Source organism: Pseudomonas sp. SLFW (assembly GCF_009905615.1).
GTDB classification, from domain to species: Bacteria; Pseudomonadota; Gammaproteobacteria; order Pseudomonadales; family Pseudomonadaceae; genus Aquipseudomonas; species Aquipseudomonas bambusae.
Genome location: NZ_JAAAKW010000021.1, coordinates 37,853 through 59,279 on the forward strand (window position 1 = coordinate 37,853; position 21,427 = coordinate 59,279).

Here is a 21,427-nt window from a genome sequence, read left to right on the forward strand (position 1 = left end):
GCGATTACAGCTTGCTGAACAGGTTCAGCGAGGAAAGCTGAGTGAACACCAGTTGCGAGGCCTGCAACATGGTTTTTTGCAGGGTCAGCCGCGAAATGGCGTCGACCGGGTCGGAGGCCGTGATGGTCCCGGCTTCGGTGGTGCCGTTGTCCAGCAGGTTCTGGTTGGTGACGCGTTGATCGGTCGCGGTGGCTGAACGGGCGCCGCCATCGCTGACCGCGTCGCTGACCTGGTTGGCCTGGCTTTTCAGGTTGCCGATGGTCGAGTTCAGGGTGGCTTGCAGTTTCTGCGTGGCCACCGGATCGCCGTCCACTTTGCCGTTGAGCGCCGTGATCACGGTCGACAGGGTGTTGAGGATGTTCTCGGTCTGCCGGGTCGACGAGTTGGCGGTGAACTGGTCGCCATCCGCCAACGCAGGCGGGGAGCCGCTGAAGGTGAACGTCACACCCGCCGCAACGGCCTGGTTGGCCACGGGCGTGCCGGTCAACGAGCCACCGGTGACCACTGGGGTGCTGGCCGGGTCATACGGTGCGGCATACAAATCGAAGGTGTTGGCCCCGGTAAAGCGCAGAATCGCACCGCCATTCGGGAAAATCTTGTCGAAAGTCGCCTGATCGGTGACCTGAGACGAGGTGATCACCGTGCTGGCCGACGAGTTGGTCGGCAGGCGCGCGGTGCTGACCGAGCTTGGGGTCACGCCCAAGGTGAAGGTGTGATTGCTCACGGCGGCGTCTGCCGTTGTGGTCGTGGCTTTCTGTGCGTCGGTCAGATTGATGTTCAGCGTCAGTTCCAGCCCGCGGAAACCAATGGTCTGCCCTGCAGCGGAGGACGAGTCGAACTTGCCGACCGAGGTCGCTTCGGCGGTGACGTCTGTATTGTTCTTGTCCAGGATCTGGTACTGGGTGCTGCTGGTGAAGCTGATCTTGTACGGCTGACCCGCCGTGAACTTGCTGTCGTAGGTGGCGTCGTTGGCGACAACGCCGCCGGACAGGGAAATCACGCCGTCATCGGCACCCGCAGTCAGGGTTGACGAGGTACGGGTCGTATTGACCGCCTGCTCGAACGCATCCCAGCCAGTGGTATTGCTCGCCATGGAAATGCCGCTGCCGATCGCCAGCATGTTGCGTGTCTGGTCGCCTTGATAGCTGTAGGTGCCATCAGGGTTGACCACATACGGCGGCGTGGTGGATTTCGAGCCGGAGAACAGGTACGAGCCGTTGGCGTCCTTGCTGTTCATCAGGCCCAGAATCTGGCTTTGCAGGGAGCTGAGTTCCGCAGCGTTGGCCTGACGGTCCTTGTCGGTAAAGGTGGCGCTGCCCGCCTGAAGCACCAGGTCTTGGGCACGCTGGATGGCCGACGTGATCGACGTCAATGCCGTCTCGGTCTGGACCACACCGGTGTTGATGTTGTCGATGTTGGATTTGTACTGGTTCAGCATCGTGCCCATTTGCTGCAATTGCAGCACACGGGCCGCGCCCACCGGGTCATCACCTGCGGTGTTGAGCTTGACCTGGCTGGCCACTTCGTCGCCGGTCTTGACAACGTTAGCGTAAGTACGCGAGTAGTTCGACGCGCTGGTTTCGTAAAACTGGGTCGTTGAGATACGCATGAATTACGACTCCTTAAAGACTGTTGATCAGCGTGCTGAAGATGGCTTGAGCCGCTTTGATGATCTGCGACGACGCGGTGTAGTACTGCTGGTACTTGACGAGGTTGGCCGCTTCTTCATCGAGGGACACGCCAGACACGCTGTCGCGAGCGCTCTTGGCCTGGGTCAGCACGGCGGTGGTCGCCGTGGCGTCGTCCTTGGCCTGGCTGGCCTTGGAGCCGACAGCGGTGATCATGTTGCTGTTGGCGCCACTGATACTGGTGCCGGTGCCGTTGTTCGCACTGTTGCCAATGGTCTGCTTGGTTTGCAGGCCCAGAGTGGACTCGGCGTTGCGGTTGTCCGAAGAACCAGCGCCGGTCAGCGCGATGCTGAAGGTGTCGCCTGCCTTTGGCGAGCCCGAAATCGACAGGCCGATCGTGAACGACTGCGCACTTGGAGCGCTGTCGGTGTAGCCCACGTTCAGGGTGATGTCGTTTTTCGTACCCGGCACAATATTGCCGGTGATGGCGACGCCGTTTTTGTCCTTGACTGCGTTCCCGTTTGCATCCACCAGCGAGTAGGCCTGGGCGCCATTGGTGACGGCCCCCATCAACAGTCGCATCGGTGTGGCACCGGTAATCGCATTACGCAGATCGGCGGTCGCGGTCGGGTTGTAGATGTCCGCGTGATTGACCAGCGTCGGTTGGGTGAAACTGGCGGACTGATCGTTGCTCGCGCCTGCAGTACCCGTCAGGGGGGCGGCGACCGCGATGGCTTTCGGGTCCGTGAGAACGGTCTTGATGCCATCGGCCCCCGTCTTGGTCGGACTGACCTGGAAGCTATCGCCCACCTTGAACGTGCCCGGCGGGGTCGTGCCGTTGCTCGAATTATTGAACGCCAGGGAGAATCCCAAGCCCTTGGTCAGCGCGTCAGGCGCCGGATCGGCAATGTTGTAGGGGCCCAGGCTGGAGCCGTCGGCCGCCCTCACGGTGTAGGTTGTGGCGGGAGTACCTGCAGCGCCGGGACCAAAGGTCACCGAATAATTACCGGTACTGAGCACACCCGTGTTGGTGATGTTAACGGCCAGGATGCCGGAGCTCTGGTCGTTATTCTTGTTACCAATCGAGCGCTGGATAGTCAGGCTCGGGTCGTTGATGTCCTTGAAGAGGTTGGCGCCGAACTGGCCGTTGGCGTCCACACCCTGATTCAGTTGCTGGTTGACCTGATCGGTCACCACCACGGCCATGCGGCCCAGTTCGCTGGCCGCCGGTTGCAGCACGTCACTGCGATAGCGGAGCAAGCCACCGAGCGTACCGCCGCTCACGACGCTGGAGACATCGACGTTGCTGTTCTGGTAGTTGAGCTTGAGCGCGTACGCGGTCGGATCGGTGTCGCTGGGCACCGCGCTCAGGGTGTTGGCCTGGGTGCCGGTGACCAGAGGCTGACCGGTGCCGATGTAAACGTCGTAGTTGCCGTTGGTCTCGACGACCTTGGCGCCCACCAGACCGTTGAGCTGACGCACCGCTTCGTTACGGGCATCCAGCAGCGTGTTCGGCTGACCGCCCAGGGCTTGCGTCTGAGTGATCTGCTTGTTCATGTCGGCGATCGAGGCCGCCAGCGAGTTCACCTGACCGGCCACGGCGGACATCTGGGTGTTGATGTTCGCGTTCTGGTCCTTCATCTGCGACGAGATCGAATTGAACTGCGCAGACAACGCCGAGGCGCTGGTCAGGAAATTGGTACGCGCCGCCGAGTCGGTCGGTTTGTTCGACAGCGCCTGCAGGTTATTGAAGAAGGTGCTCAACACCGAGCTGATGCCGGTGGAGCTGCTCGACAACAGCGAGTCCAGCTTGCTGGCCTGGCCAAGGTACGCCTGCGCATCGGAGTCGAGCGACGTACTGGTCTGCAATTGGGTGTCGAGGTAGCTGTTGTAGATCCGACGCACGTCGGACAGCGTGGTACCGGTGCCGATGAAACCGACCCCGATATTCTGCTGCGCGCTGGCCGTGGTCATCACTTGCTGGCGCGAATAGCCCAGCGTATCGACGTTGGCAGTGTTGTTGCCGATGGTGGTCATCGCTGCACTGCTGGCGTTCAGCCCTGAAAGCCCGATTGAGATCAGTGACATGGTTCAAACCTTATAAAGTCGTGGAAGAGCCCGATGCGGCTGCGTAATTCTGGTAACTCTTCATCTGTTTCGCGATTTGAGAAATCTTGCTGGCGTAGCCCGGGTCCGTGGCGTAACCGGCCTTTTGCAGCTCTTTCACAAACTGTTCCGGGTTATCGGCCGATTTGAGCGTGGCTTGATAGCGATTGTTGTTCTGCAGGAAGCTCACCAGGTCGTGGAAACTGTCTGCGTACGAATCGTAGGAACGGAAGTCCGCCGTTTCCTTGACCATCTTGCCGTCACGGAACTCGCTGGTGATGGCGCGGGCTTCAGGCCCTTGCCAACCGCTCTGCGCCTTGATGCCGAACAGGTTGTGACTGCTGCTGCCATCGGACTGGCGCATGATCGATTTGCCCCAGCCGGTTTCCAGCGCGGCCTGGGCCACCAGCACGGTCGGATCGACGCCAATGCGGGCGGCGGCATCCTTTGCCAGCGGCAGCATGGTGTTGACGAAATCGTCGGCGTTGGCGAACGCGGCCTTGGCCGGCGCCAGCGGGGTCTGCACCCGACTGCGTACGTAGGCGTCGGATTGAGCGGTGTATTCCGGGCCGATGGTCCAGTCGCCATTGCTGCCAGCCTTTTTGGCGGCGGCGACGGCATTGGACACGGCAATTCGGTTTTTCAGGGTGGTCGCGCTGGCGGCGGCATCCTGGGTTCCGGCGGTGTTCGGGACGATGCCCGCCAGAATCCGGTCGGACAGTTTGCTCGGCAAGGCCAGACGACGGGCATTCAGCGCGGCCACGTCATTGTGCGGCGTGCCCTCGGCAGACGTGTCTGCCTTGGCCACCGAGCGGGTGGCCCACAGCGGGCGCTGGGCAATGTGGGTCGCCAGGCCGGTCTGCGCAGGCGCCGCGTCTGCCTTGGCGGAGGTCGCATCGGTGCCTGCAGGCGGCACGGTGCCGGACTTGATTTTCGACAGCTGACGCATCAGCACGTCTTGCAGACCGATACCGCCGCCCTCCCGCGACATGCTCACGGCCAACTGCTGGTCGTACATGTCCTGGTACTGCCGCGTCGCCGCGGTGTTCATCGGGTTGTCCTTGGCCAACACTTCGTTGGCCGAACGCATGGCTTTGAGCATCTGGCTGACGAACAGCGACTCGAACTCCTGCGCCACCTTCTTGAGGTTCGCTTCGCTGTCACGGTCGCCGTGCTTCATGGCGGTCAGACGATTGAGGTCGGTGTACGCCCCGGAATCGACATTGCTCGTACCGCCGCTGGGAATACTCATGCCTGCTCCCTTAAATCACGATCAGGTCGGCTTGCAGAGCGCCAGCCTGTTTCAGGGCTTCGAGAATCGCCATCAAGTCGCCGGGGGCCGCGCCCACCTGGTTGACCGCGCGTACGATCTCGTCAAGCGTGGTGCCAGGACCAAACTTGAACATCGGGTGCAGCTCTTGCTGCGCGTTGATCTTCGAGCGCGGCACCACGGCGGTCTGGCCGTTGGAGAACGCACCCGGCTGGCTGACCACCGGGTCTTCGGTGATGGTCACGGTCAGACTGCCGTGGGTCACGGCGGCAGGCGACACTTTCACGTTCTGGCCGATGACGATGGTGCCGGTTCGCGAGTTGATGATGACTTTGGCCGAGGTCTGGCCCGGATCGATTTCCAAGTTTTCCAGCACCGACAGGTAATCGACGCGTTGGTTGGGGTCCAGCGGCGCCGTGACACGCACGGAACCGCCGTCCACGGCCTGAGCGACACCAGGGCCGAGCATGTCGTTGATCTTGTCGACGATGCGCTTGGCCGTGGTGAAGTCGTTGCGGTTCAGGTTCAGGGTCAGCGAATTGCCCTGATTGAAACCGCTCGGCACCGCACGTTCCACCGACGCACCGCCAGGAATACGACCCGAGGACGGAACGTTGACGGTGATCTTCGAACCGTCGCGGCCTTCGGCGTCAAAACCGCCCACCACCAGGTTGCCTTGGGCGATGCCATACACGTTGCCGTCGATACCCTTGAGCGGGGTCATCAACAGGCTGCCGCCGCGCAGGCTTTTCGAGTTACCGATAGAGGACACGGTGATGTCGATTTGCTGCCCGGGCTTGGCAAACGGCGGCAGGTCGGCATACACCGCCACGGCCGCGACGTTTTTGAGCTGCACGGTGCCTGATCCCGGCGGCACCTTGATGCCGAACTGGGACAGCATGTTGTTGAAGGTCTGCAAGGTGAACGGCGTCTGGGTGGTCTGGTCACCCGTGCCGTTCAACCCCACCACCAGGCCGTAACCGATCAATTGGTTGGTCCGCACGCCAGAAATGCTGGCGATGTCCTTCAGACGCTCGGCCTGTACGGCACCCACCGCCGTGACGGAGAGTAACGCGGCCGCTATCAGTTGCTTGAACGTGATCATGGCTATCCCGCTATCAGAAAGGGAACAACGGGCTGAGGAAGAATCGGTCGAACCAGCCTGGCTGACTGGAATCGGCAAACGCACCTGTACCGGCATATGTGATCCGTGCATCGGCCACGCGTGTGGACGAAACGGTGTTGTCAGTGGCGATGTCGTCGGCGCGGATCAGGCCGGCAATGCGCACCAGCTCGTCACCGGTGTTGAGCGTCATCCACTTCTCGCCGCGCACCGACAGAATGCCGTTGGGCAGTACGTCGGCCACGGTCACGGTAATCGAACCGGTCAGGCTGTTGCTCTGTGCGGCCTTGCCGTCGCCCTTGGTGGCACGGTCACCTTCATAACCGGCGTCCAGGCTGAGGCTGCCCCCACCCACCGGGTTGTTGGTGCTGACACCGGCGCCAAACAGGGAGGTCAGGCCCAGGCTGGTCTTGCTGGTCTTGCTGATACCGGAACTGGCCGCCTTGCTGGCTGCCGTGCGCTCGGACAGGGTGATGGTGATGATGTCACCGACCCGGTAAGCCTTGCGGTCGCCGTACATGTTTTGCTCGAAACCGGCCTGATAGATCGAGCCGTTGTTCGCCGCCGAAGGCAGCGGCGTTCGTGGCAACACCGGCGCGTAGTAAGGGTCATTGGGTTTGGCCGAAGGCGCAACGCAACCGGTCAACAGCGCGATACCGCAAAGCGGTGCTGCCAACAGGGAAAGCCGCAATACAAAAAGCCGTTTCATGACACTTAAAACCTCGCGGTGTAGCAGGCGTTTTTCAGGCGCCCCATCGGATTGATCAGGTGTTTCGTCGCAGGACATCAGGTGGTTCAGATTCCGTTCAAAAAGCCAGTTACAGGTTCTGCGTCACGTACTGCAGCATCGAGTCGGCGGTCGAGATCACTTTGGAGTTCATCTCGTAGGCGCGCTGAGTGGTAATCATGTTCACCAGCTCTTCAACGGTGCTGACGTTGGAGTTTTCCAGGGTGTTCTGCTTGACCACGCCCAGACCGTTCAGGCCTGGCGTACCGACTTGTGGCGCGCCGCTGGAAGCGGTTTCCAGGTACAGGTTGCCGCCCTGGGACTGCAAGCCAGCCGGGTTGATGAAGTCGGCGGTCTGGATGTTGCCGATGATCTGCGGCGTCGCCGTGTTGGCCGAGGTCGTGATCGACACGGTGCCGTCTTCGCCGACGGTAAAGGTCTGCGAATCCTGTGGAACGACGATCGCAGGCTCCAGGGCATAGCCGTTAGAGGTCACGATCTGGCCGTTCTGGTCCAGGTGGAAAGTACCGTCGCGGGTGTACGCCACGGTGCCGTCGGGCTGGCGAATCTGGAAGAAACCACGGCCATTGACCGCCATGTCCAGCGGCTGGTCAGTGGTTTGCAAGCTACCGGCGGTGAAATTCTTCTGCGTACCGACGATGCGCACACCCGTACCCAATTGCAGGCCCGATGGCAGTTCGCTGTCCTGAGTGGACTGCGCGCCTGGCTGACGCTTGATCTGATAGAGCAGATCCTGGAATTCGGCGCGATCACTTTTGAAGCCCGTGGTCGAGACGTTGGCCAGGTTGTTCGAAATGGTCGTCAGGTTGGTGTCCTGGGCGGCCAGACCGGTTTTCGCTACGTAGAGTGCCGGAAGCATTCGTTTATCTCCTCAAGCGCCTGATTGTCGGCGCAAGCTGTCAGTCATTAGCCCATTTGCAAGACGCGAGCCATCGACTCGTCGTCCTGCTCGGCGGTCTTCATCATTTTGATGTGCAGTTCGAACTGACGGGACAGCGCCAGGACCGAGGTCATTTCCTCGACGGCGTTGACGTTGCTCGACTGCAGAAATCCGGATTCCACTTGCACATCGGCATCGACCTGCGCCGGTTTGCCGTCTTTGGTGTGCATCAGGCCATCGGGGCCTTTTTCCATGTTGGCCAGGTCCGGCTTCACCAACTTGATGCGGTCGATCTGCGCCATGACTTGCGGGCTTTCACCCAGCGAGCGGACGCTGATCGTGCCGTCGGCGCCGATTTCGATCTGTTGCTGAGGCGGCACGGCAATCGGCCCGCTGTTGCCCATGACCGGCAAACCATTGCCATCACGCAGCACGCCGAGGGCGTCGATGTTCATGCTGGAGGTGCGGGTGTAGGCTTCGCCGCCGTCGGCGGTCTGAACAGCCATCCAGCCATTGCCTTTGACGGCAACGTCGAGTTCGCGACCGGTGTCGATCATCGAACCCTGACTGAAGTCGGTGCCCGGACGCTCGCTCATCGCATAGGCGCGCGACGGGTTCACCTCGCCAAACACCGGCATCGAGCGCGCCTGTTCGAGGTCGCGCTGAAACCCGTTGGTCGAGACGTTCGCCAGGTTGTTGGCATGGGCCTTTTGCGCGATGGCGTTTTCAGACGCTCCGCTCATGGCCACGTAAAGCAACTTGTCCACAGTCTTCCTCCTCCGACAGACGCTTGCCGCCTGTAGCTGTACTGATGAGGTCATAGCAATAATCGAACCAGTTTTTCAGGCGTGATACAAAGTGCTGATTCACCAATGGTTATTGGCCGCGAGCGGACTTTGGCCAAGGCTCAGATTTTCACCGCGACGGTGGACCGCCACTTTCGATGCAAACCTGCCCGGACGCCGCCAAAAAAATTTCGCGACCGGAGCGATAATTGCAGCGACTTGCCCCATCGGCCTTTTGCCCACAGGAATCTGTCATGCGCCTGCGCTTCGCCCTCCTCCTTACCCTCGCCTCCCTTTCGGCCGCAGCCATTGCGGCCCCGGCGTCTTATTACTGGTGGCAGGGGAAACACACGACGATCTGCGCCCAGACCAGCCCCGGCAAGGGCTGGACCCGGATCAGTGGCGCGTTCGTGAAGGCGGATTGTTCGATGTGAACCCTGGACCTGACACACCGTAGAACCTGTGTGAATGGCGGCCGGTCGACACATACCGTCACGTCGCAAATCCAGCGGCAACTCTCACTCACGTCGCCCTGATCAACGTCTGCATCAACTCCGCCTCGGTGGAAAGGGTCTTGGAGTTGGCCTGATACGCCGTCTGCGCCTGAATCAATTCCACGAGTTGATCGGTGAGATTGACGTTTGACCCTTCCAGCAACTGATTGACGATCCCTCCCAGATTCCCCGCGCCCGGCGCATCGTAATTGGCGACGCCGGACGCATGGCTTTCCGTCCATCGCGTGTTGCTGATCGGGGTCAGGCCTTGAACGTTCGCGAAGCTGGCGAGCATCACCTGACCGATCTTGCGGTGTTGGCCGTTGCTGAAATTCATGCTGATGACGCCGCTCTTGTCGACGGACAGTTGGTTCGCCTCTCCCGCCGCATAACCGTTCACCACCAGATTGGCGCTGGCCGACGCGGTCTGATGCTGAGTCAGTTTGCCCAGGTCGATCACGATGCCACTTGCATCGGCCGTCGCCCCGTTTGCACCCCAGCGCCCTCCCGGTTTTCCGGCGTCCAGCGGCCTGCCAGGCACCCAGCCGCTGAGCGTCAGTTTATGGTCGGCGACCGTCAGACCGTTCCCGGCCACCAGCGAACGCATCTCACCGTTACTGCCGAACAGCACGCTGGCCGTCAGGGGATCGGTGCGTGCCGGGTCCTGCGGATTGCGACCATCGATGAGGAGGTGGGTTTTCCAGCTGTTGTTGCCGTCCTTGACGAAGTATTGAGTCAGGAGGTGCTGATTGCCGAGGCTGTCGAAAATGCCCGCCGTCCAGGCCTTGTTGTAGGTCGTGGGGTCCGCAGGGTCGAACGTCGGCACCGGACGCGCCATCGCCCCATCGGCCGGGTTGAGCATCGGGCCAGTGGCGTCCGTCAGCGGCAAAGCGACCGGCCCGCCGCTGGCGGCCTGGCTCGGCACCCAACTGCCGTTGACCTGAATCGCCGGCCGCCAGCCCTGCAGCGACAACTCGGTGTCGCTGGTCACGCTCACCGCAGCACTGGCGCCGGTCATCGACAACCGGCCGAGGGACGACTGATGCAACCCCACCTCCAGCGGCGCAAAGCTGGACGGGTCCAGAGGGTTCACGCCATCGATGAGCAGATACGAGGTCCAGGTGTTGTCGTCGAGCTTCACGAAATACTGGTTGAGCGCATGGTCCTGCGGCGGGATCGCTGGCTGCGCGTGGGTGATGATGAGGTCGTTGCCATTCGCGTCCTTGCCCTTCACCTCCTTGACCTCGGGCACGCCAGCGTCCTGGATGGTTCGGGTGGTCATGCGCGTGTAGGTCGTCGGATCATTGGCATCGAACGTGCGAATTGCCGCCAGGGACGCTTCGGCAGCGTCCAGATTCAACGTGCGCTCAATGCGGCTCGTCGCTTTGGGCGCAATGCTGCCGCCCTCGATTCTCAGATCGCCGCGCACACCGCTGATGACGGTGCCATCGGCGTTCACCGCATACCCCTGCAAGCGGCTGCCATGGGCATCGATGACGTAGTTTTCGGCATCGGCATGGAAGGCGCCGGAGCGGGTGTAGCTGACGGCGCCGTTGTCGCTCATGACGAAAAAGCCCTTGCCCTGGATGCGCATGTCCAGCGGCTTGCCTGTGCCGGAAAGCGCGCCGCCTTCGGCGAAGTCCTGGCTGACGTTGGCCAGCTGCACACCGTCGCCGACCGCGGTACGGCTGCCGCCAAATGCAGAGGATGAGTAGAGGGCGGAAAATTCCGCTCGGGATGATTTGAAGCCAGTGGTGCCGACGTTGGCGATGTTGTTGCCGGCGACTTCCATTCGTTTGTGCGCGGCGTTCAATCCGGAGATCGCGATGTTGAATGACATGAACTCTCCCTGAGTCGTTTTTCACGACACGTTCGTCAATGCATTGGGTTTCGCGGGCAAATGAATGCAATCGAACGGCTCCGGTTCAATGGCATTGATTTGCGGGCGAATTCGATTCTCCCATTGACGAACGTAGGAAATTTCCAGTTATGGAGTGGGACAGCTCTTGATGTTTTCGGAATGGGACGGACAAAAAAAAAGCCCCTCCGAAGAGGGGCTGTTTAAGGATTCGACTGTCGCCGAATCAGTTAACCATTTGAATCGTGGTTTGCAGGATGGTGCTCTCAGTCGAGATGGTCTTCGCGTTCGCCTGGTAGTTGCTCTGCGCCTTGATCAGCTGAACCAGTTCGCCGGTCAGGTCGACGTTGGATTCTTCCAGCGCAGAACCGGTAATGTTGCCCAGCGTACCCGATTCCGGCGCGCCGGTGACCGGGATGCCCGACGCGTAGGTTTCACGCCACATGGTGCCGCCCGCCGGGGCCAGGCCCTGGACGTTGGCGAAGGTGGTCAGCGCCACCTGGCCGATCACTTTGGACTGGCCGTTGGTGTAGCTGGCGAACAGGTTGCCGGTGGCGTCGACGCTCATGGCGCTGATCTGGCCGGTGTAGTTACCGTCCTGGGTCTTGGAGATCGGACCGCCCACAGCGTTGGTCTGGGTAGTCGCCAGCATGTTCAGCTTCATCGTGGCGTTACCGGTGGCCTTGCTCTCTACCCACACCGTCTTGCCGGTGCTGTCGAGCGTGCTCTGGCCTGGCTTCCAGCCGTTGATGACCAAGGTGTTGTCGGTCGCGTTCACTGTCACGTTCGGGCCGGACGTGGTGATCGGCTGAAGGTTGCCGCTGCCGTCGAACGACAGTTTGGTGACGTCCGCAACGGGCGGAGTCGCCGCCGGGTCATTGATGCTTCGACCATCGATCAGGCTGTACATGGTCCATTCGTTCGCAGCGTCTTTGCGGAAATACTGGGACAGGGTGTGCTCGTTACCCTGGTCGTCGTAAATCGGCGTGCTGAACGTCGACGTGTAGGTGCTGGTGTCAGCCGGGTCGAACGCCGCGCCGGTGTTGATAGGCTTGGACGAATCAAGGTTGGACGCGATGGAAATCGCCGAGGTGGCCTTCGGCGCCATGTTCGAGTTGTCGATCTTCAGGTCGGTCAGCACGCCGGTCATGACGTTGCCGTTGCCGTCAGTGGCATAGCCCTGCAGACGGTTGCCGTTGTTGTCGATGATGTTGCCGGACGTATCGGTGTGGAAGTTGCCTGCACGGGTGTACAGCTTCTCACCGTTGTTGCTCATCATGAAGAAACCGTTGCCGTTGATGGCAAGGTCCAGGTCACGGCCGGTGCCGGTGGTCAGCGAACCCTGGGTGAACTGCTGGGTCACCGCTGCGGTACGCACGCCGCTGCCCACGTCGGTGCCACCGGAGGTGCCACGGATGGATTGCGCGTATTGGTCAGCGAATTCGGCACGGGAAGCCTTGAAGCCAACCGTTGCGACGTTGGCGATGTTGTTACCCGCCACGTCCAGACTTTTGTTCGCTGCGTAGAGCCCACTCAGACCGATATTGAAAGACATGTATCACTCCTGCGCCGTCGAGTCGGCTCTAGATTCCGATTTGTTGAACTTTGGTCAAGGCAATGTTGGTGCCGTTGGCCAGATTGAGAGTCAGCGGGCTGCCTGCCGTGCCCATGGTCACGCTGTTGACGGTCGCGGGCAGGTAGGTAGTCAGGCCGGTGTTCTTGCCATCCAGCGAACCGGTCGCCTCGAAGCTGAAGTTGCCGGAAGGCACGGTTTCGCCCGCGTCGTTCTTGCCGTCCCACGTGAAGTTGGTGGTGCCGGCCTTCTGCTCGCCCAGATCCAGGGTGCGCACAACGGTGCCGGTGCTGTCCTTGATCTTGATGGAGGTCAAGGTACTGGTCGAAGGCAACACCGCCTGACCGGTCATGCCTTTGGTGGTGTCGACGGAGGTCGAGGTGCCGTCGATGATCACCGAGCGACCCACCAGAGAAGACGCCTGCAACGCTTGCGACGACTGATACATGCCACCGATGGCATCGACGGAGGTGCTCAGGTTTTGCAGGCTTTCCACGCTGCTGAACTGCGCCAACTGAGCCACGAACTGGCTGTTGTCCTGCGGGTCCAGCGGGTTCTGGTTCTGCAGTTGCGTCACCAGCAGTTTCAGAAAGGAATCCTTGCCGAGGGTGCTCGCCCCGGTGGAAGAGTCGCCAACCTTGCCCGAGGTCGCCGTCTGCAGCGACTTGAGGTAGTCGCTCGATGTGTCGTTATTTACAGCCGTCATGGCGTTCGCCCCTTATCACTGACCGAGGGTCAGGACTTTTTGCATCATTGTTTTTGCGGTGTTCATGACTTCCGCGTTGGTCTGGAACGAACGGCTGGCCGAGATCATGTCTGCCATCTCGTTGACGACGTTGACGTTCGGGTAATACACGTAACCGTTCTTGTCAGCAGCCGGATGGTTGGGCTCGTAACGCGCTTCCAGGTTGGACGCGTCTTCGACGATGCCGGAAACCTGCACGCCGGTGCCCGCCTGGCCCTGGTCTTCGAACAACGAAGCGCTGCCTCCCGACTCCTGCCCCTGAAACACGGTGGCAAACACCGGGTGACGGGCACGGTAGGTCTTGTCCATGCTGGACGAGACGGTTTCGGCGTTGGCGATGTTACTGGCCACGGTGTTCAGGCGAGTGTTCTGGGCACTCATGCCGCTACCGGCAATATTGAAAACACTGGATAGAGACATGAATTACTCTCCGCGCAGGGCTGAAACCAGCCCTTTGAACTTGCTGTTGAGCAGCGTGAAGCTGGCCTGGAAGCCAATGGCGTTTTCCGCGTAATTGGCGTTCTCGACCTGAGTGTCGACGGTGTTCTGGTCAAGCGACGGCTGCGACGGCGTGCGGTACAGCAGGCTCGCTTCGCCGGCGTCCATACCACTGGCTTCGATGTGGTGGCTGTTCGTGGTGTTCAAGGCGAACGTGCCGTTCTTGGCCTTGTCACTCTCAGCCGCCAGCACCTTGGAAAAATCCAGGTCGCGCGCCTTGTAGTTAGGCGTGTCGGCGTTGGTGATGTTGTTGGCCAGCACTTCGGCACGTTGGGCGCGGAAGTTCAGCGCTTTCTCGTGAATGCCCAGTGCGTTTTCGAAGCTGATGCTCATGTCGGGAACCTTTATCGGTTGACCAGATGTTCGTGACAGAGAGTTAGCAAGCGGCGTGCCACTTTCCAAAACACCCGTATTCACGGGGTTTCAAAGGACTTGCACCGTGGCAATGCCAGAAAAGCGGCAAGTGATTTCCGCTGTCGGGGAGGAAAGCGGCAAGGGGGGTGTCGTTTTTTTGCCGGTGGGGCGCCGCACAAGTTCGACTGTGGGAGCGAATTCATTCGCGAAAGGCCCGCACAGGCAACACATCTCTGTCGCCCTTCAATCTTTCGCGAATGAATTCGCTCCCACAGGGGAATGGCGACAGGCCCAGAAAAAGAAAAACCCCGCCGAAGCAGGGTTTCAAGACCATCACCCAACCCACCATCACTTGGCCTGGTAAATGATCCCCGGGCTGCACTGCACCATCTGGTAATGATCCGGCAAACCGTTCAATGCCTCCGACGCCCCGAGGAACAGATACCCACCCGGCTTCAGCGTCGCATGAATGCGCAGCAGGATGTCCTTCTTCACCTCGGCGGAAAAGTAGATCAACACGTTCCGGCAAAACACGATGTCGAACTTGCCCAGCGCCGCATAGCTGTCCAGCAGGTTGAACGAACGGAACTCGACCCGGCTCTTGATCGGCGTCTTGACGGTCCAGCGGCCGGGGGTTTTCTGATCGAAATAGCGTTGCAGGCGATCGGGCGAGAGCCCACGGCCAATCGCCAGGCTGTCGTACTCGCCCGTCTTGCAATTGTTCAACATGCTGCCCGACAGGTCCGTCGCGACGATCTGCGCACCGGCCTTCAACTGCCCCGGATTGCTGCGCTCGAACTCATCGATCGACATCGACAACGAATACGGCTCCTGCCCCGACGAACAGGCCGCCGACCAGATGCGTGGACGCAAGCCAGGGCTGGCCTTGATCTGCTCCGGCAAGACCTTGCTCTTGAGCACCTCGAACGGATAGGTGTCGCGAAACCACAACGTTTCGTTGGTGGTCATCGCGTCCACCACCTGCTCACGCAAACCGCTGCGGGGCTGGCTCTGGATACGCTGAATCAACTCACCCAGCGACTTGATGCCCTGCTGCTCCATCAGCTTGTTCAGGCGGCTGGACACCAGATACTGCTTATTTTCACCCAGCAAAATGCCACAGGCTTTTTCCAGGAAGACCCGGAACTGTTCAAAATCCAAATTACCTGTAGACATGCCGCCTCTCAAATCATGTGAACAGCCAGGAGGGAACGCCCCTCCTCAACTGATATCTGCCGCCTTGATACGCTCTACCACTCTAGCTGCCAGATCGTCCGGCCGGAACTTGGCCAGGAAATCATCGGCGCCCACCTTCTTCACCATCGCCTGGTTGAATACGCCAGACAGCGAAGTATGCAAGATGATGTGCAGCTTCTGCATGCGCGGATCGTTGCGTATCTCGGCAGTCAAGGTGTAGCCGTCCATCTCCGGCATTTCAATGTCGGAGATCATCATCAGAAATTCTTCTTCGGGCTTCTTGCCCTCGTTCACCAGGTTGCGCAGGAACTCCAGCGCCTGGCGACCGTCGTTCAACGCTGTGACTTCAACGCCAACGGTCTGCAGGCAACGCGTGACCTGCTTGCGCGCCACCGATGAGTCATCGACCGTCAGCACTCGCAGGGAAATGGCCTTGTGCTGGACTTCCGCACTGACCACACCCGCCGAAATGTTTTCCGACACGGGCGCCACTTCGGCGAGGATTTTCTCCACGTCGATGATTTCCACCAACTGGTTGTCCAGACGCGTCACGGCCGTGAGGTAGTGATCGCGACCGGTGCCCTTGGGTGGCGGATGAATGTCTTCCCAGTTCATGTTCACGATGCGTTCGACCGAATGCACCAGGAAGCCCTGAATCTTGGTGTTGTATTCGGTAATGATGACGAACGCATTGTCAACGCTGCCCAACGGGGCCGCACCCGTTGCCATTGCCAGATCGAGGATCGGAATGGTCCCGCCACGAATATTTGCCACTCCGCGCACAATCGGACTGGATTTGGGCATATGGGTAAGTTTTGGGCACTGAAGCACCTCTTTTACCTTGAACACGTTGATCCCATACAACTGCTTGCCATCCAGACGGAACAGCAGCAGTTCAAGGCGGTTCTGCCCTACCAGTTGAGTGCGCTGGTTCACTGAATCCAAAACACCAGCCATGCCCCACTCCTTCCCAAAACGACCAATTGCGCACTGCCCCATCGGCAAGCGGCACGGGCCTTGCTATTTACCTGTCATGAACACACAAACGACAGTATCCCGACACCCGGCCTCCGCCCTTCGCAGTCTTTTCAGCCTGCTCATGGCGGCGTGTCTGCTCTGTGCCGCCGGGATCAGCCGTGCGGACAATGTGACCTTGCCTGAACAACTTATCGGCGTCACCCAGGGCTTTCTTGAATTCACCGTGGAAGACTATTTGGCCACCAGCCAGACCGCCGGTCGCTACGAGATCGAGGTCAAGCAGCTCGACCCTCGCTTGCGCATGGCGCATTGCGACAAGGATTTGACAGCGTCACTGGAAAGCCCCGCCCAACCCATTGGCCGGGTCACCGTCAAAGTGCGCTGTGAAGGCAGTGCTCCATGGACGGTGTTCGTGCCCGCCCAGGTACATCTGTTTCGCAATGTCGTGACGGTGGTCCGGCCAATGAAGCGGGATGCCATCGTTTCTGAAGGCGACGTGGCGCTGCGTGAACGCGACGTAGGGCAGCTGGGGCAAGGCTTCCTTGATTCCCTCGATCAGGCGGTCGGGCAGAAAGTGGTCCGACCAACGGTCATCGATCAGATTCTGACGCCCGTCCACCTTGAACAGCCGCAAATGGTGCACAAAGGCGATCAGGTGGTCATCAGTGCTCGCAGCGGCTCGATGAGTGTGCGCATGCCCGGCGAGGCCCTCTCGGATGGTGGCTTCAACGAACAGATACGGGTGAAAAACCTGAATTCGAAACGCGTGATCAAGGCCAATATCGTGGCCCCTGGTCAGGTCGAGGTGCCTATGTAAACGCTGATGTCCTCTGGCGCTACGCTTGCGCTTTTCCTACACTCGGAACCCATACGCCTGATACGCAGTCCATTTGAGACTGTTTTCGTATAGGCCCTAAAGTTATTCCGGGTTTGGCCGAAACCAAGGCAAGCGTCCTAGAACCCAGAGGTTTTCAATCATGGTCATCGACTTCAGTCGTTTGAATAGTTCCACCACCGTTGGAGGTACAACACGTACTCCTAACGCCAAGGAAACCAGCAAAACCGACGCCGCGGCGACGGTCAGGACTTCCGAAAGCGTCAGCGGCAGTGGCGAGACAGTACATTTGAGCAGCGAAGCTCAACAGTTGCAGAAGATCACTGATTCGTTGCGTGATCAGCCCGTCGTCAACAGCAGCCGTGTCGCTGAGTTGAAGCAGGCTATCGCCGACGGCAGCTACAAGGTCGACAGCAACCGTGTTGCGAGCAAAATGCTTAATTTTGAAGCCCAGCGCTAGCCCCCGGTCCGCGCAGGGGCTTCTGGACGCTTAAATCCCAGGGCATGCGATGCAAGACACTACTTTGCTTCAACTGATCACGGACGATATTGCGCCAGCCCAGCATCTGCTGGAGATCCTGAAGGCCGAGTCATTGGCGCTGCATGGTCGCAATATGGTCGAAATGGAACACATCCTGGCGCAGAAACAGGCGTTGGTGATCGTGCTCGAACAGCACGGACGCAGACGCTCGCAACTGTTGTCGAGTCTTGGCCTGCCCGCCAGTCGAGCGGGACTTGAGGAAGTGGCTAAACACTCGTCAGTGGGTGAAGCGTTATTGACAGCGGGCGATGAACTGAGTGCACTGATAGCCGAGTGCCAAGCGGCCAATGAACAGAACGGCGGCCTGATTCAGTTACAGCAACTGACCACGGCACAGCAACTCAGAATCCTCAACGGTGGCGACACTCCAACGCTCTATGACAGCCGGGGTTCGACATCAGGCAGGGCCAGACCACGTCCGCTCAGCCAGGCGTAAGTTCTTGTATCAAGGCGTGCAACATGATGGCAAAATGCCTCGGCCGCACGCTGTCGTTTTTTGCCTGGAGATGGATAAACCGTGAATGCCTCAAGCGCGGAAGATGTTCCGCAGCCCCCGAAGGTACTTACCACGCCTTTGGAAATTGCCGCCAACATGCGGTTGCTGATGGAAAGTCATGATCCGCTGATCATCACTTTTCACGAGCGCAGTCAGCGCTTCCAGAGCTATGTCATCGACGTTGATCGCGACAGCAACGAGATCGCGCTCGACGAAATGATTCCCCGCGACGGTGAACGGTATCTGGCCAATGGCGAGCCGTTTCGCGTCGAAGGCTTCCACGACGGCGTGCGAATCGCCTGGGAAGTGAAGGCACAGATGACCATCATCGAGGAGCCGCACAGCTACCGTGGCCCTCTGCCTGAAGAAGTCGTTTACCACCAACGCCGCAATGCCTTTCGCGCTGCATTGAAGCTGGCCTCGCTGGTGGACATCGAAATCGGTGGTGACAAGCTCAAGTCGCCGTTGCGCGGCAAGCTTCTGGACGTCTCGGCCACCGGCTGCAAATTGCGCTTTGAAGGCGACGTCTCCGAACGCATGCAACTGGGCCAGGTCTACGAACGCTTTATCGCCTCCCTGCCCTTCGGCAGCATGAGCACCTCGGTAGAGCTGCGATACCTGCACTTCGAAGAAAAGATCAACACCACCTTCGCCGGTGTTCGCTTCCACAACATCAGTGGGTTGGTGCAACGCCAGGTCGAACGGTTCGTGTACCAATTGCAGCGCGAAGCCCGTCGCTTCGACAAAGACGACGACTTCTGATAACGGCCCTTCGGGGCCGTTTCATCTTCCACCTCCCCCTTTTTTCGGCATCCCACACAAGCCAGTGTCGCCTCGAAGTTTGGCGGCTGGCGCAGGTTCAACAATGGGAGCGAACTCATTCGCGAAGGGGGCGGTACAGCCGATACATTTCCAGCGGCTGGTCAATCTTCGCGAATGAATTCGCTCCCACAGAAGTTCAGCGTTGCCTTCGAGACCGAGGCCTGACTCGACCTCAACCTGTGGGAGCGAATTCATTCGCGAAGGGCCGGTACAGCCCACACGTCTCCGTCGCCTGATCCTTCTTTCGCGAATGAATTCGCTCCCACAGAAGTACAGCGTCGCCTCCGAATCCAAGGCCGGGCGCGACCTCAACCTGTGGGAGCGAATTTATTCGCGAAGGGGGCGGTACAGCCGATACATTTCCAGCGGCTGGTCAATCTTCGCGAATAAATTCGCTCCCACAGAAGTTCAGCGTCGCCGGGACGGCTGGTGGCCCCCACAGGGTGAGGCCGTGCACAGATACGCGCCGTGTAGCACGTTAGAACGCGTCCACCACGGGGCCAAAACTGCGTCGCAGCGATTGGGGTGACTGCCCGTAGACGCGGATGAACGCCCGACGCATGCGTTCCCGATCCCCGAATCCCGTTTCTGTGGCCACAACTTCCAGCGAGTGACGCCCCTGCTCCATCATCAGTCGGGCCGTTTCCAGCCGCAGGTTCTCCACGGCCTTGGCGGGCGACATGCCGGTTTCCGCCCGAAATGACCGGCTGAACTGGCGCGGGCTGAGGCAGGCGGCGTCGGCCAGCTCTTCCACCGACAACTCCCGCCGCAGGTGCTTGCGGGCGTACTCCAGCGACAGCTGGATGCGGTCGGAGCTGGGGCTCATCTCCAACATCGCCGAATGCTGCGACTGTCCGCCGGCGCGACGATGATAGAGCACCAGATGCTGCGACACCTTGCGCGCCAGCTCGGCGCCGTGGTCCTTTTCCACCATGCCGAGGGTCAGGTCCAGTGCCGCCGTCATGCCGGCCGAGGTCCAGATTTTGCCGTCGATGATGTAAATCCGGTCTTCCTCGACCTTGATGGCGGGAAAGCGCTCACGCATTTCACGCGCTCGCGCCCAATGCACGGTGGCGCGACGCCCATCAAGCAACCCCGCTTCGGCCAGGGCAAACGCGCCCACGCACAACGCGCCCACCCGACGGGACGTCGCGTAGGCGTCGATGAGAAACGCATTGATCGCCGGTGAGGCCGACGACGCATCCATGGCGCCACTGATCAGCACCGTGTCGAATTGCGGACGATCCAATGGTTGAGTGGCCACCGAGGTGTACAACGCGCTGGCAGCCACCAGCCCGCCATGCTCAGACAAGACGTGGATGTCGTACAGTTTTTTCTCGGCCGCCAGATTGGCAAATTCGAACGCCGACAACGCGGCGAGGCTCATGACCTGAAAATCAGGCCGGACAATAAGCGCAACGGTTTGCATAGAGGCGGTGCCCGTCACAAAGAACTCGATTCTAGACCCAAGCGCCTCGCAAGCAAGCCTTCTCTTTGAAGCGCACTTTCAATCAAAAATGCAGACGCTCTGCCCCGCTTCCAGAGGCAGCGGGACAGAGCGACGCAAGGGGGTCAACCGGCCAGGAAGCCGTTGTTGAACTCGGTCACGAAAGCCATCTCGTTCGGGCCTGGCGCTGCACGCAGAGGCTTGGCACGTTCGACCAGGATTTCATCGGCATCGGTGCCCAGCGCGGCAAGGGTTTCTTCGATGAACTCGCCCAGCGGCATGGCGCGTGGTTCGTCGTTGCTGCCCAACAGGTCGGTCTGGGTCCACGGCGGCGCGATTTCCAGCACACGCACCGAGGTGTCGCGGAGCATGAAACGCTGCGACAGCGAGTACGAATGCAACGCCGCCTTGGTCGCGCTGTAGACCGCAGTCAGGGCCAGTGGCACGAAGGCCAGCACAGACGAGACGTTGATCACGACCGCATCGGGTTGGGTTTTCAGGTGCTCGATCAGCCCGGAGGTCACGCGGATCGGGCCGGACACGTTGGTGGTCAGGGTATCGATCAACAGTTTTTCGTCGATGGGCTTGCTGGCGTCGTCGATCTGCATGATGCCAGCATTATTGATCAGCACGTTCAGCGTCGGGAAGCGGCGCACCACGTCAGCGGTCACTTTGGCGATGTCGGCTGCATCGCCGACGTCCAGGGTCACACTTTCCATGCCCGGATTCGCCGCAGCGACTTCCTTGAGCAGCGCCTCACGGCGCCCGGCGATGATCACTTTATTGCCGCGTTGATGCAGGGCTTCCGCCAAAGCGCGGCCGATGCCCGAACCGCCGCCAGTGATGAAGATCGTGTTTTGGGTCAATTTCATGTCGGTTCTCCGAAAGTAAGGGTTGATGCGCACGCCGCCAGTCAGGGCCGTGGCGTTGTGTGCATCTCGGGAACTGATGTTAGAGAGAGGGCGATGGCGCGATGTGCCGTAAAAACACCCTTTCCGGCCATTCGTGCAAGGCCGGAAAACACGTCTTTATTCGTGGCTTTTATGACC

At 60.1% G+C, this 21,427-nt stretch carries 21 protein-coding genes; 5 read left to right on the top strand and 16 right to left on the bottom strand.

The genetic code is table 11. The features are described 5' to 3' along the window. Positions 1-4: 4 nt before the first annotated feature. The 7 genes from GVN17_RS25330 to GVN17_RS25360 all read right to left on the bottom strand — a co-directional run bounded on the left by GVN17_RS25330 (position 5) and on the right by GVN17_RS25360 (position 8,522). Positions 5-1,609: a flagellar hook-associated protein 3 gene (locus tag GVN17_RS25330; protein WP_166598023.1), complete on the bottom strand. Its 1,605-nt coding sequence runs from the start codon at positions 1,607-1,609 to the stop codon at positions 5-7. 13 nt (positions 1,610-1,622) lie between these two features. Then, positions 1,623-3,716, bottom strand: coding sequence for a flagellar hook-associated protein FlgK (flgK, locus tag GVN17_RS25335; protein ID WP_166598024.1), 2,094 nt, complete (start codon positions 3,714-3,716; stop codon positions 1,623-1,625). A 10-nt stretch (positions 3,717-3,726) separates the two neighbouring features. Then, positions 3,727-4,986 (bottom strand): flagellar assembly peptidoglycan hydrolase FlgJ, encoded by a 1,260-nt coding sequence (gene flgJ, locus GVN17_RS25340; protein WP_166598025.1) that lies wholly within the window; start codon positions 4,984-4,986, stop codon positions 3,727-3,729. Positions 4,987-4,996: 10 nt separating this feature from the next. Continuing rightward, a complete protein-coding gene (locus GVN17_RS25345) occupies positions 4,997-6,109 on the bottom strand; it encodes a flagellar basal body P-ring protein FlgI (RefSeq protein ID WP_166598026.1) in 1,113 nt (370 codons plus the stop codon). A gap of 13 nt (positions 6,110-6,122) precedes the next feature. After that, positions 6,123-6,836, bottom strand: a complete 714-nt coding sequence (flgH, locus tag GVN17_RS25350; RefSeq protein ID WP_166598027.1) for a flagellar basal body L-ring protein FlgH — start codon at positions 6,834-6,836, stop codon at positions 6,123-6,125. A 109-nt stretch (positions 6,837-6,945) separates the two neighbouring features. Beyond that, complete coding sequence (gene flgG / locus GVN17_RS25355; protein ID WP_166598028.1) at positions 6,946-7,734, bottom strand: flagellar basal-body rod protein FlgG; 789 nt, start codon at positions 7,732-7,734, stop codon at positions 6,946-6,948. A 47-nt stretch (positions 7,735-7,781) separates the two neighbouring features. After that, positions 7,782-8,522, bottom strand: coding sequence for a flagellar basal body rod protein FlgF (locus GVN17_RS25360; protein WP_166598029.1), 741 nt, complete (start codon positions 8,520-8,522; stop codon positions 7,782-7,784). A 272-nt stretch (positions 8,523-8,794) separates the two neighbouring features. On the opposite strand from GVN17_RS25360, the gene GVN17_RS25365 reads away from it, so the two are divergent. After that, entirely contained in the window at positions 8,795-8,974 is a 180-nt protein-coding gene (locus tag GVN17_RS25365) for a hypothetical protein (protein WP_166598030.1), read from the top strand. An 88-nt stretch (positions 8,975-9,062) separates the two neighbouring features. Here the strand turns inward: GVN17_RS25365 and GVN17_RS25370 are convergent, their stop codons facing one another. From GVN17_RS25370 to GVN17_RS25400, 7 genes are all read right to left on the bottom strand, one after another. Continuing rightward, positions 9,063-10,874: a flagellar hook protein FlgE gene (locus GVN17_RS25370; RefSeq protein ID WP_166598031.1), complete on the bottom strand. Its 1,812-nt coding sequence runs from the start codon at positions 10,872-10,874 to the stop codon at positions 9,063-9,065. Positions 10,875-11,118: 244 nt separating this feature from the next. After that, positions 11,119-12,447, bottom strand: a complete 1,329-nt coding sequence (flgE, locus tag GVN17_RS25375; RefSeq protein ID WP_166598032.1) for a flagellar hook protein FlgE — start codon at positions 12,445-12,447, stop codon at positions 11,119-11,121. A 28-nt stretch (positions 12,448-12,475) separates the two neighbouring features. Continuing rightward, entirely contained in the window at positions 12,476-13,171 is a 696-nt protein-coding gene (gene flgD / locus GVN17_RS25380; RefSeq protein ID WP_166598033.1) for a flagellar hook assembly protein FlgD, read from the bottom strand. Positions 13,172-13,186: 15 nt separating this feature from the next. Next, the gene (gene flgC / locus GVN17_RS25385; RefSeq protein ID WP_166598034.1) at positions 13,187-13,630 is read right to left on the bottom strand and encodes a flagellar basal body rod protein FlgC; all 444 of its coding nucleotides are present in this window, start codon (positions 13,628-13,630) and stop codon (positions 13,187-13,189) included. Between the two features lie 3 nt (positions 13,631-13,633). After that, a complete protein-coding gene (gene flgB / locus GVN17_RS25390; protein WP_166598035.1) occupies positions 13,634-14,041 on the bottom strand; it encodes a flagellar basal body rod protein FlgB in 408 nt (135 codons plus the stop codon). Positions 14,042-14,410: 369 nt separating this feature from the next. After that, entirely contained in the window at positions 14,411-15,238 is an 828-nt protein-coding gene (cheR, locus tag GVN17_RS25395; RefSeq protein ID WP_166598036.1) for a protein-glutamate O-methyltransferase CheR, read from the bottom strand. 45 nt (positions 15,239-15,283) lie between these two features. Beyond that, entirely contained in the window at positions 15,284-16,216 is a 933-nt protein-coding gene (locus GVN17_RS25400; RefSeq protein ID WP_166598037.1) for a chemotaxis protein CheV, read from the bottom strand. A gap of 76 nt (positions 16,217-16,292) precedes the next feature. Between GVN17_RS25400 and flgA the strand changes: the two genes are divergently transcribed. The 4 genes from flgA (at position 16,293) to GVN17_RS25420 (ending at position 18,871) form a co-directional block, all read left to right on the top strand. Then, positions 16,293-17,054 carry a flagellar basal body P-ring formation chaperone FlgA gene (gene flgA, locus GVN17_RS25405; RefSeq protein WP_166598038.1) on the top strand — a complete coding sequence of 254 codons (762 nt, stop codon included), beginning with the start codon at positions 16,293-16,295 and terminating at the stop codon, positions 17,052-17,054. A gap of 160 nt (positions 17,055-17,214) precedes the next feature. Beyond that, positions 17,215-17,532 carry a flagellar biosynthesis anti-sigma factor FlgM gene (gene flgM, locus GVN17_RS25410; protein WP_166598039.1) on the top strand — a complete coding sequence of 106 codons (318 nt, stop codon included), beginning with the start codon at positions 17,215-17,217 and terminating at the stop codon, positions 17,530-17,532. Between the two features lie 49 nt (positions 17,533-17,581). Continuing rightward, positions 17,582-18,049, top strand: coding sequence for a flagella synthesis protein FlgN (locus tag GVN17_RS25415; protein ID WP_166598040.1), 468 nt, complete (start codon positions 17,582-17,584; stop codon positions 18,047-18,049). Between the two features lie 81 nt (positions 18,050-18,130). Next, positions 18,131-18,871 carry a flagellar brake protein gene (locus tag GVN17_RS25420; RefSeq protein ID WP_166598041.1) on the top strand — a complete coding sequence of 247 codons (741 nt, stop codon included), beginning with the start codon at positions 18,131-18,133 and terminating at the stop codon, positions 18,869-18,871. 538 nt (positions 18,872-19,409) lie between these two features. On the opposite strand, the gene GVN17_RS25425 is transcribed toward GVN17_RS25420, so the two are convergent. Next, on the bottom strand, positions 19,410-20,360 hold the full coding sequence (locus tag GVN17_RS25425) for a GlxA family transcriptional regulator (protein WP_166598042.1): 951 nt from the start codon (positions 20,358-20,360) through the stop codon (positions 19,410-19,412). Positions 20,361-20,503: 143 nt separating this feature from the next. Next, positions 20,504-21,250 carry an SDR family oxidoreductase gene (locus GVN17_RS25430; protein ID WP_166598043.1) on the bottom strand — a complete coding sequence of 249 codons (747 nt, stop codon included), beginning with the start codon at positions 21,248-21,250 and terminating at the stop codon, positions 20,504-20,506. Positions 21,251-21,427 lie beyond the last annotated feature (177 nt).

Coding starts and splice junctions, on each gene's coding strand:
- flgD (WP_166598033.1), bottom strand. CDS start 13,171: ATGACGGCTGTAAATAACGACACATCGAGCGACTACCTCAAGTCGCTG.
- flgM (WP_166598039.1), top strand. CDS start 17,215: ATGGTCATCGACTTCAGTCGTTTGAATAGTTCCACCACCGTTGGAGGT.
- GVN17_RS25345 (WP_166598026.1), bottom strand. CDS start 6,109: ATGATCACGTTCAAGCAACTGATAGCGGCCGCGTTACTCTCCGTCACG.
- cheR (WP_166598036.1), bottom strand. CDS start 15,238: ATGTCTACAGGTAATTTGGATTTTGAACAGTTCCGGGTCTTCCTGGAA.
- flgE (WP_166598032.1), bottom strand. CDS start 12,447: ATGTCTTTCAATATCGGTCTGAGTGGGCTCTACGCAGCGAACAAAAGT.
- GVN17_RS25415 (WP_166598040.1), top strand. CDS start 17,582: ATGCAAGACACTACTTTGCTTCAACTGATCACGGACGATATTGCGCCA.
- flgB (WP_166598035.1), bottom strand. CDS start 14,041: ATGAGCATCAGCTTCGAAAACGCACTGGGCATTCACGAGAAAGCGCTG.
- flgG (WP_166598028.1), bottom strand. CDS start 7,734: ATGCTTCCGGCACTCTACGTAGCGAAAACCGGTCTGGCCGCCCAGGAC.
- flgC (WP_166598034.1), bottom strand. CDS start 13,630: ATGTCTCTATCCAGTGTTTTCAATATTGCCGGTAGCGGCATGAGTGCC.
- flgA (WP_166598038.1), top strand. CDS start 16,293: ATGAACACACAAACGACAGTATCCCGACACCCGGCCTCCGCCCTTCGC.
- flgH (WP_166598027.1), bottom strand. CDS start 6,836: ATGAAACGGCTTTTTGTATTGCGGCTTTCCCTGTTGGCAGCACCGCTT.
- GVN17_RS25365 (WP_166598030.1), top strand. CDS start 8,795: ATGCGCCTGCGCTTCGCCCTCCTCCTTACCCTCGCCTCCCTTTCGGCC.
- GVN17_RS25430 (WP_166598043.1), bottom strand. CDS start 21,250: ATGAAATTGACCCAAAACACGATCTTCATCACTGGCGGCGGTTCGGGC.
- GVN17_RS25330 (WP_166598023.1), bottom strand. CDS start 1,609: ATGCGTATCTCAACGACCCAGTTTTACGAAACCAGCGCGTCGAACTAC.
- GVN17_RS25425 (WP_166598042.1), bottom strand. CDS start 20,360: ATGCAAACCGTTGCGCTTATTGTCCGGCCTGATTTTCAGGTCATGAGC.
- GVN17_RS25370 (WP_166598031.1), bottom strand. CDS start 10,874: ATGTCATTCAACATCGCGATCTCCGGATTGAACGCCGCGCACAAACGA.
- flgK (WP_166598024.1), bottom strand. CDS start 3,716: ATGTCACTGATCTCAATCGGGCTTTCAGGGCTGAACGCCAGCAGTGCA.
- flgJ (WP_166598025.1), bottom strand. CDS start 4,986: ATGAGTATTCCCAGCGGCGGTACGAGCAATGTCGATTCCGGGGCGTAC.
- GVN17_RS25400 (WP_166598037.1), bottom strand. CDS start 16,216: ATGGCTGGTGTTTTGGATTCAGTGAACCAGCGCACTCAACTGGTAGGG.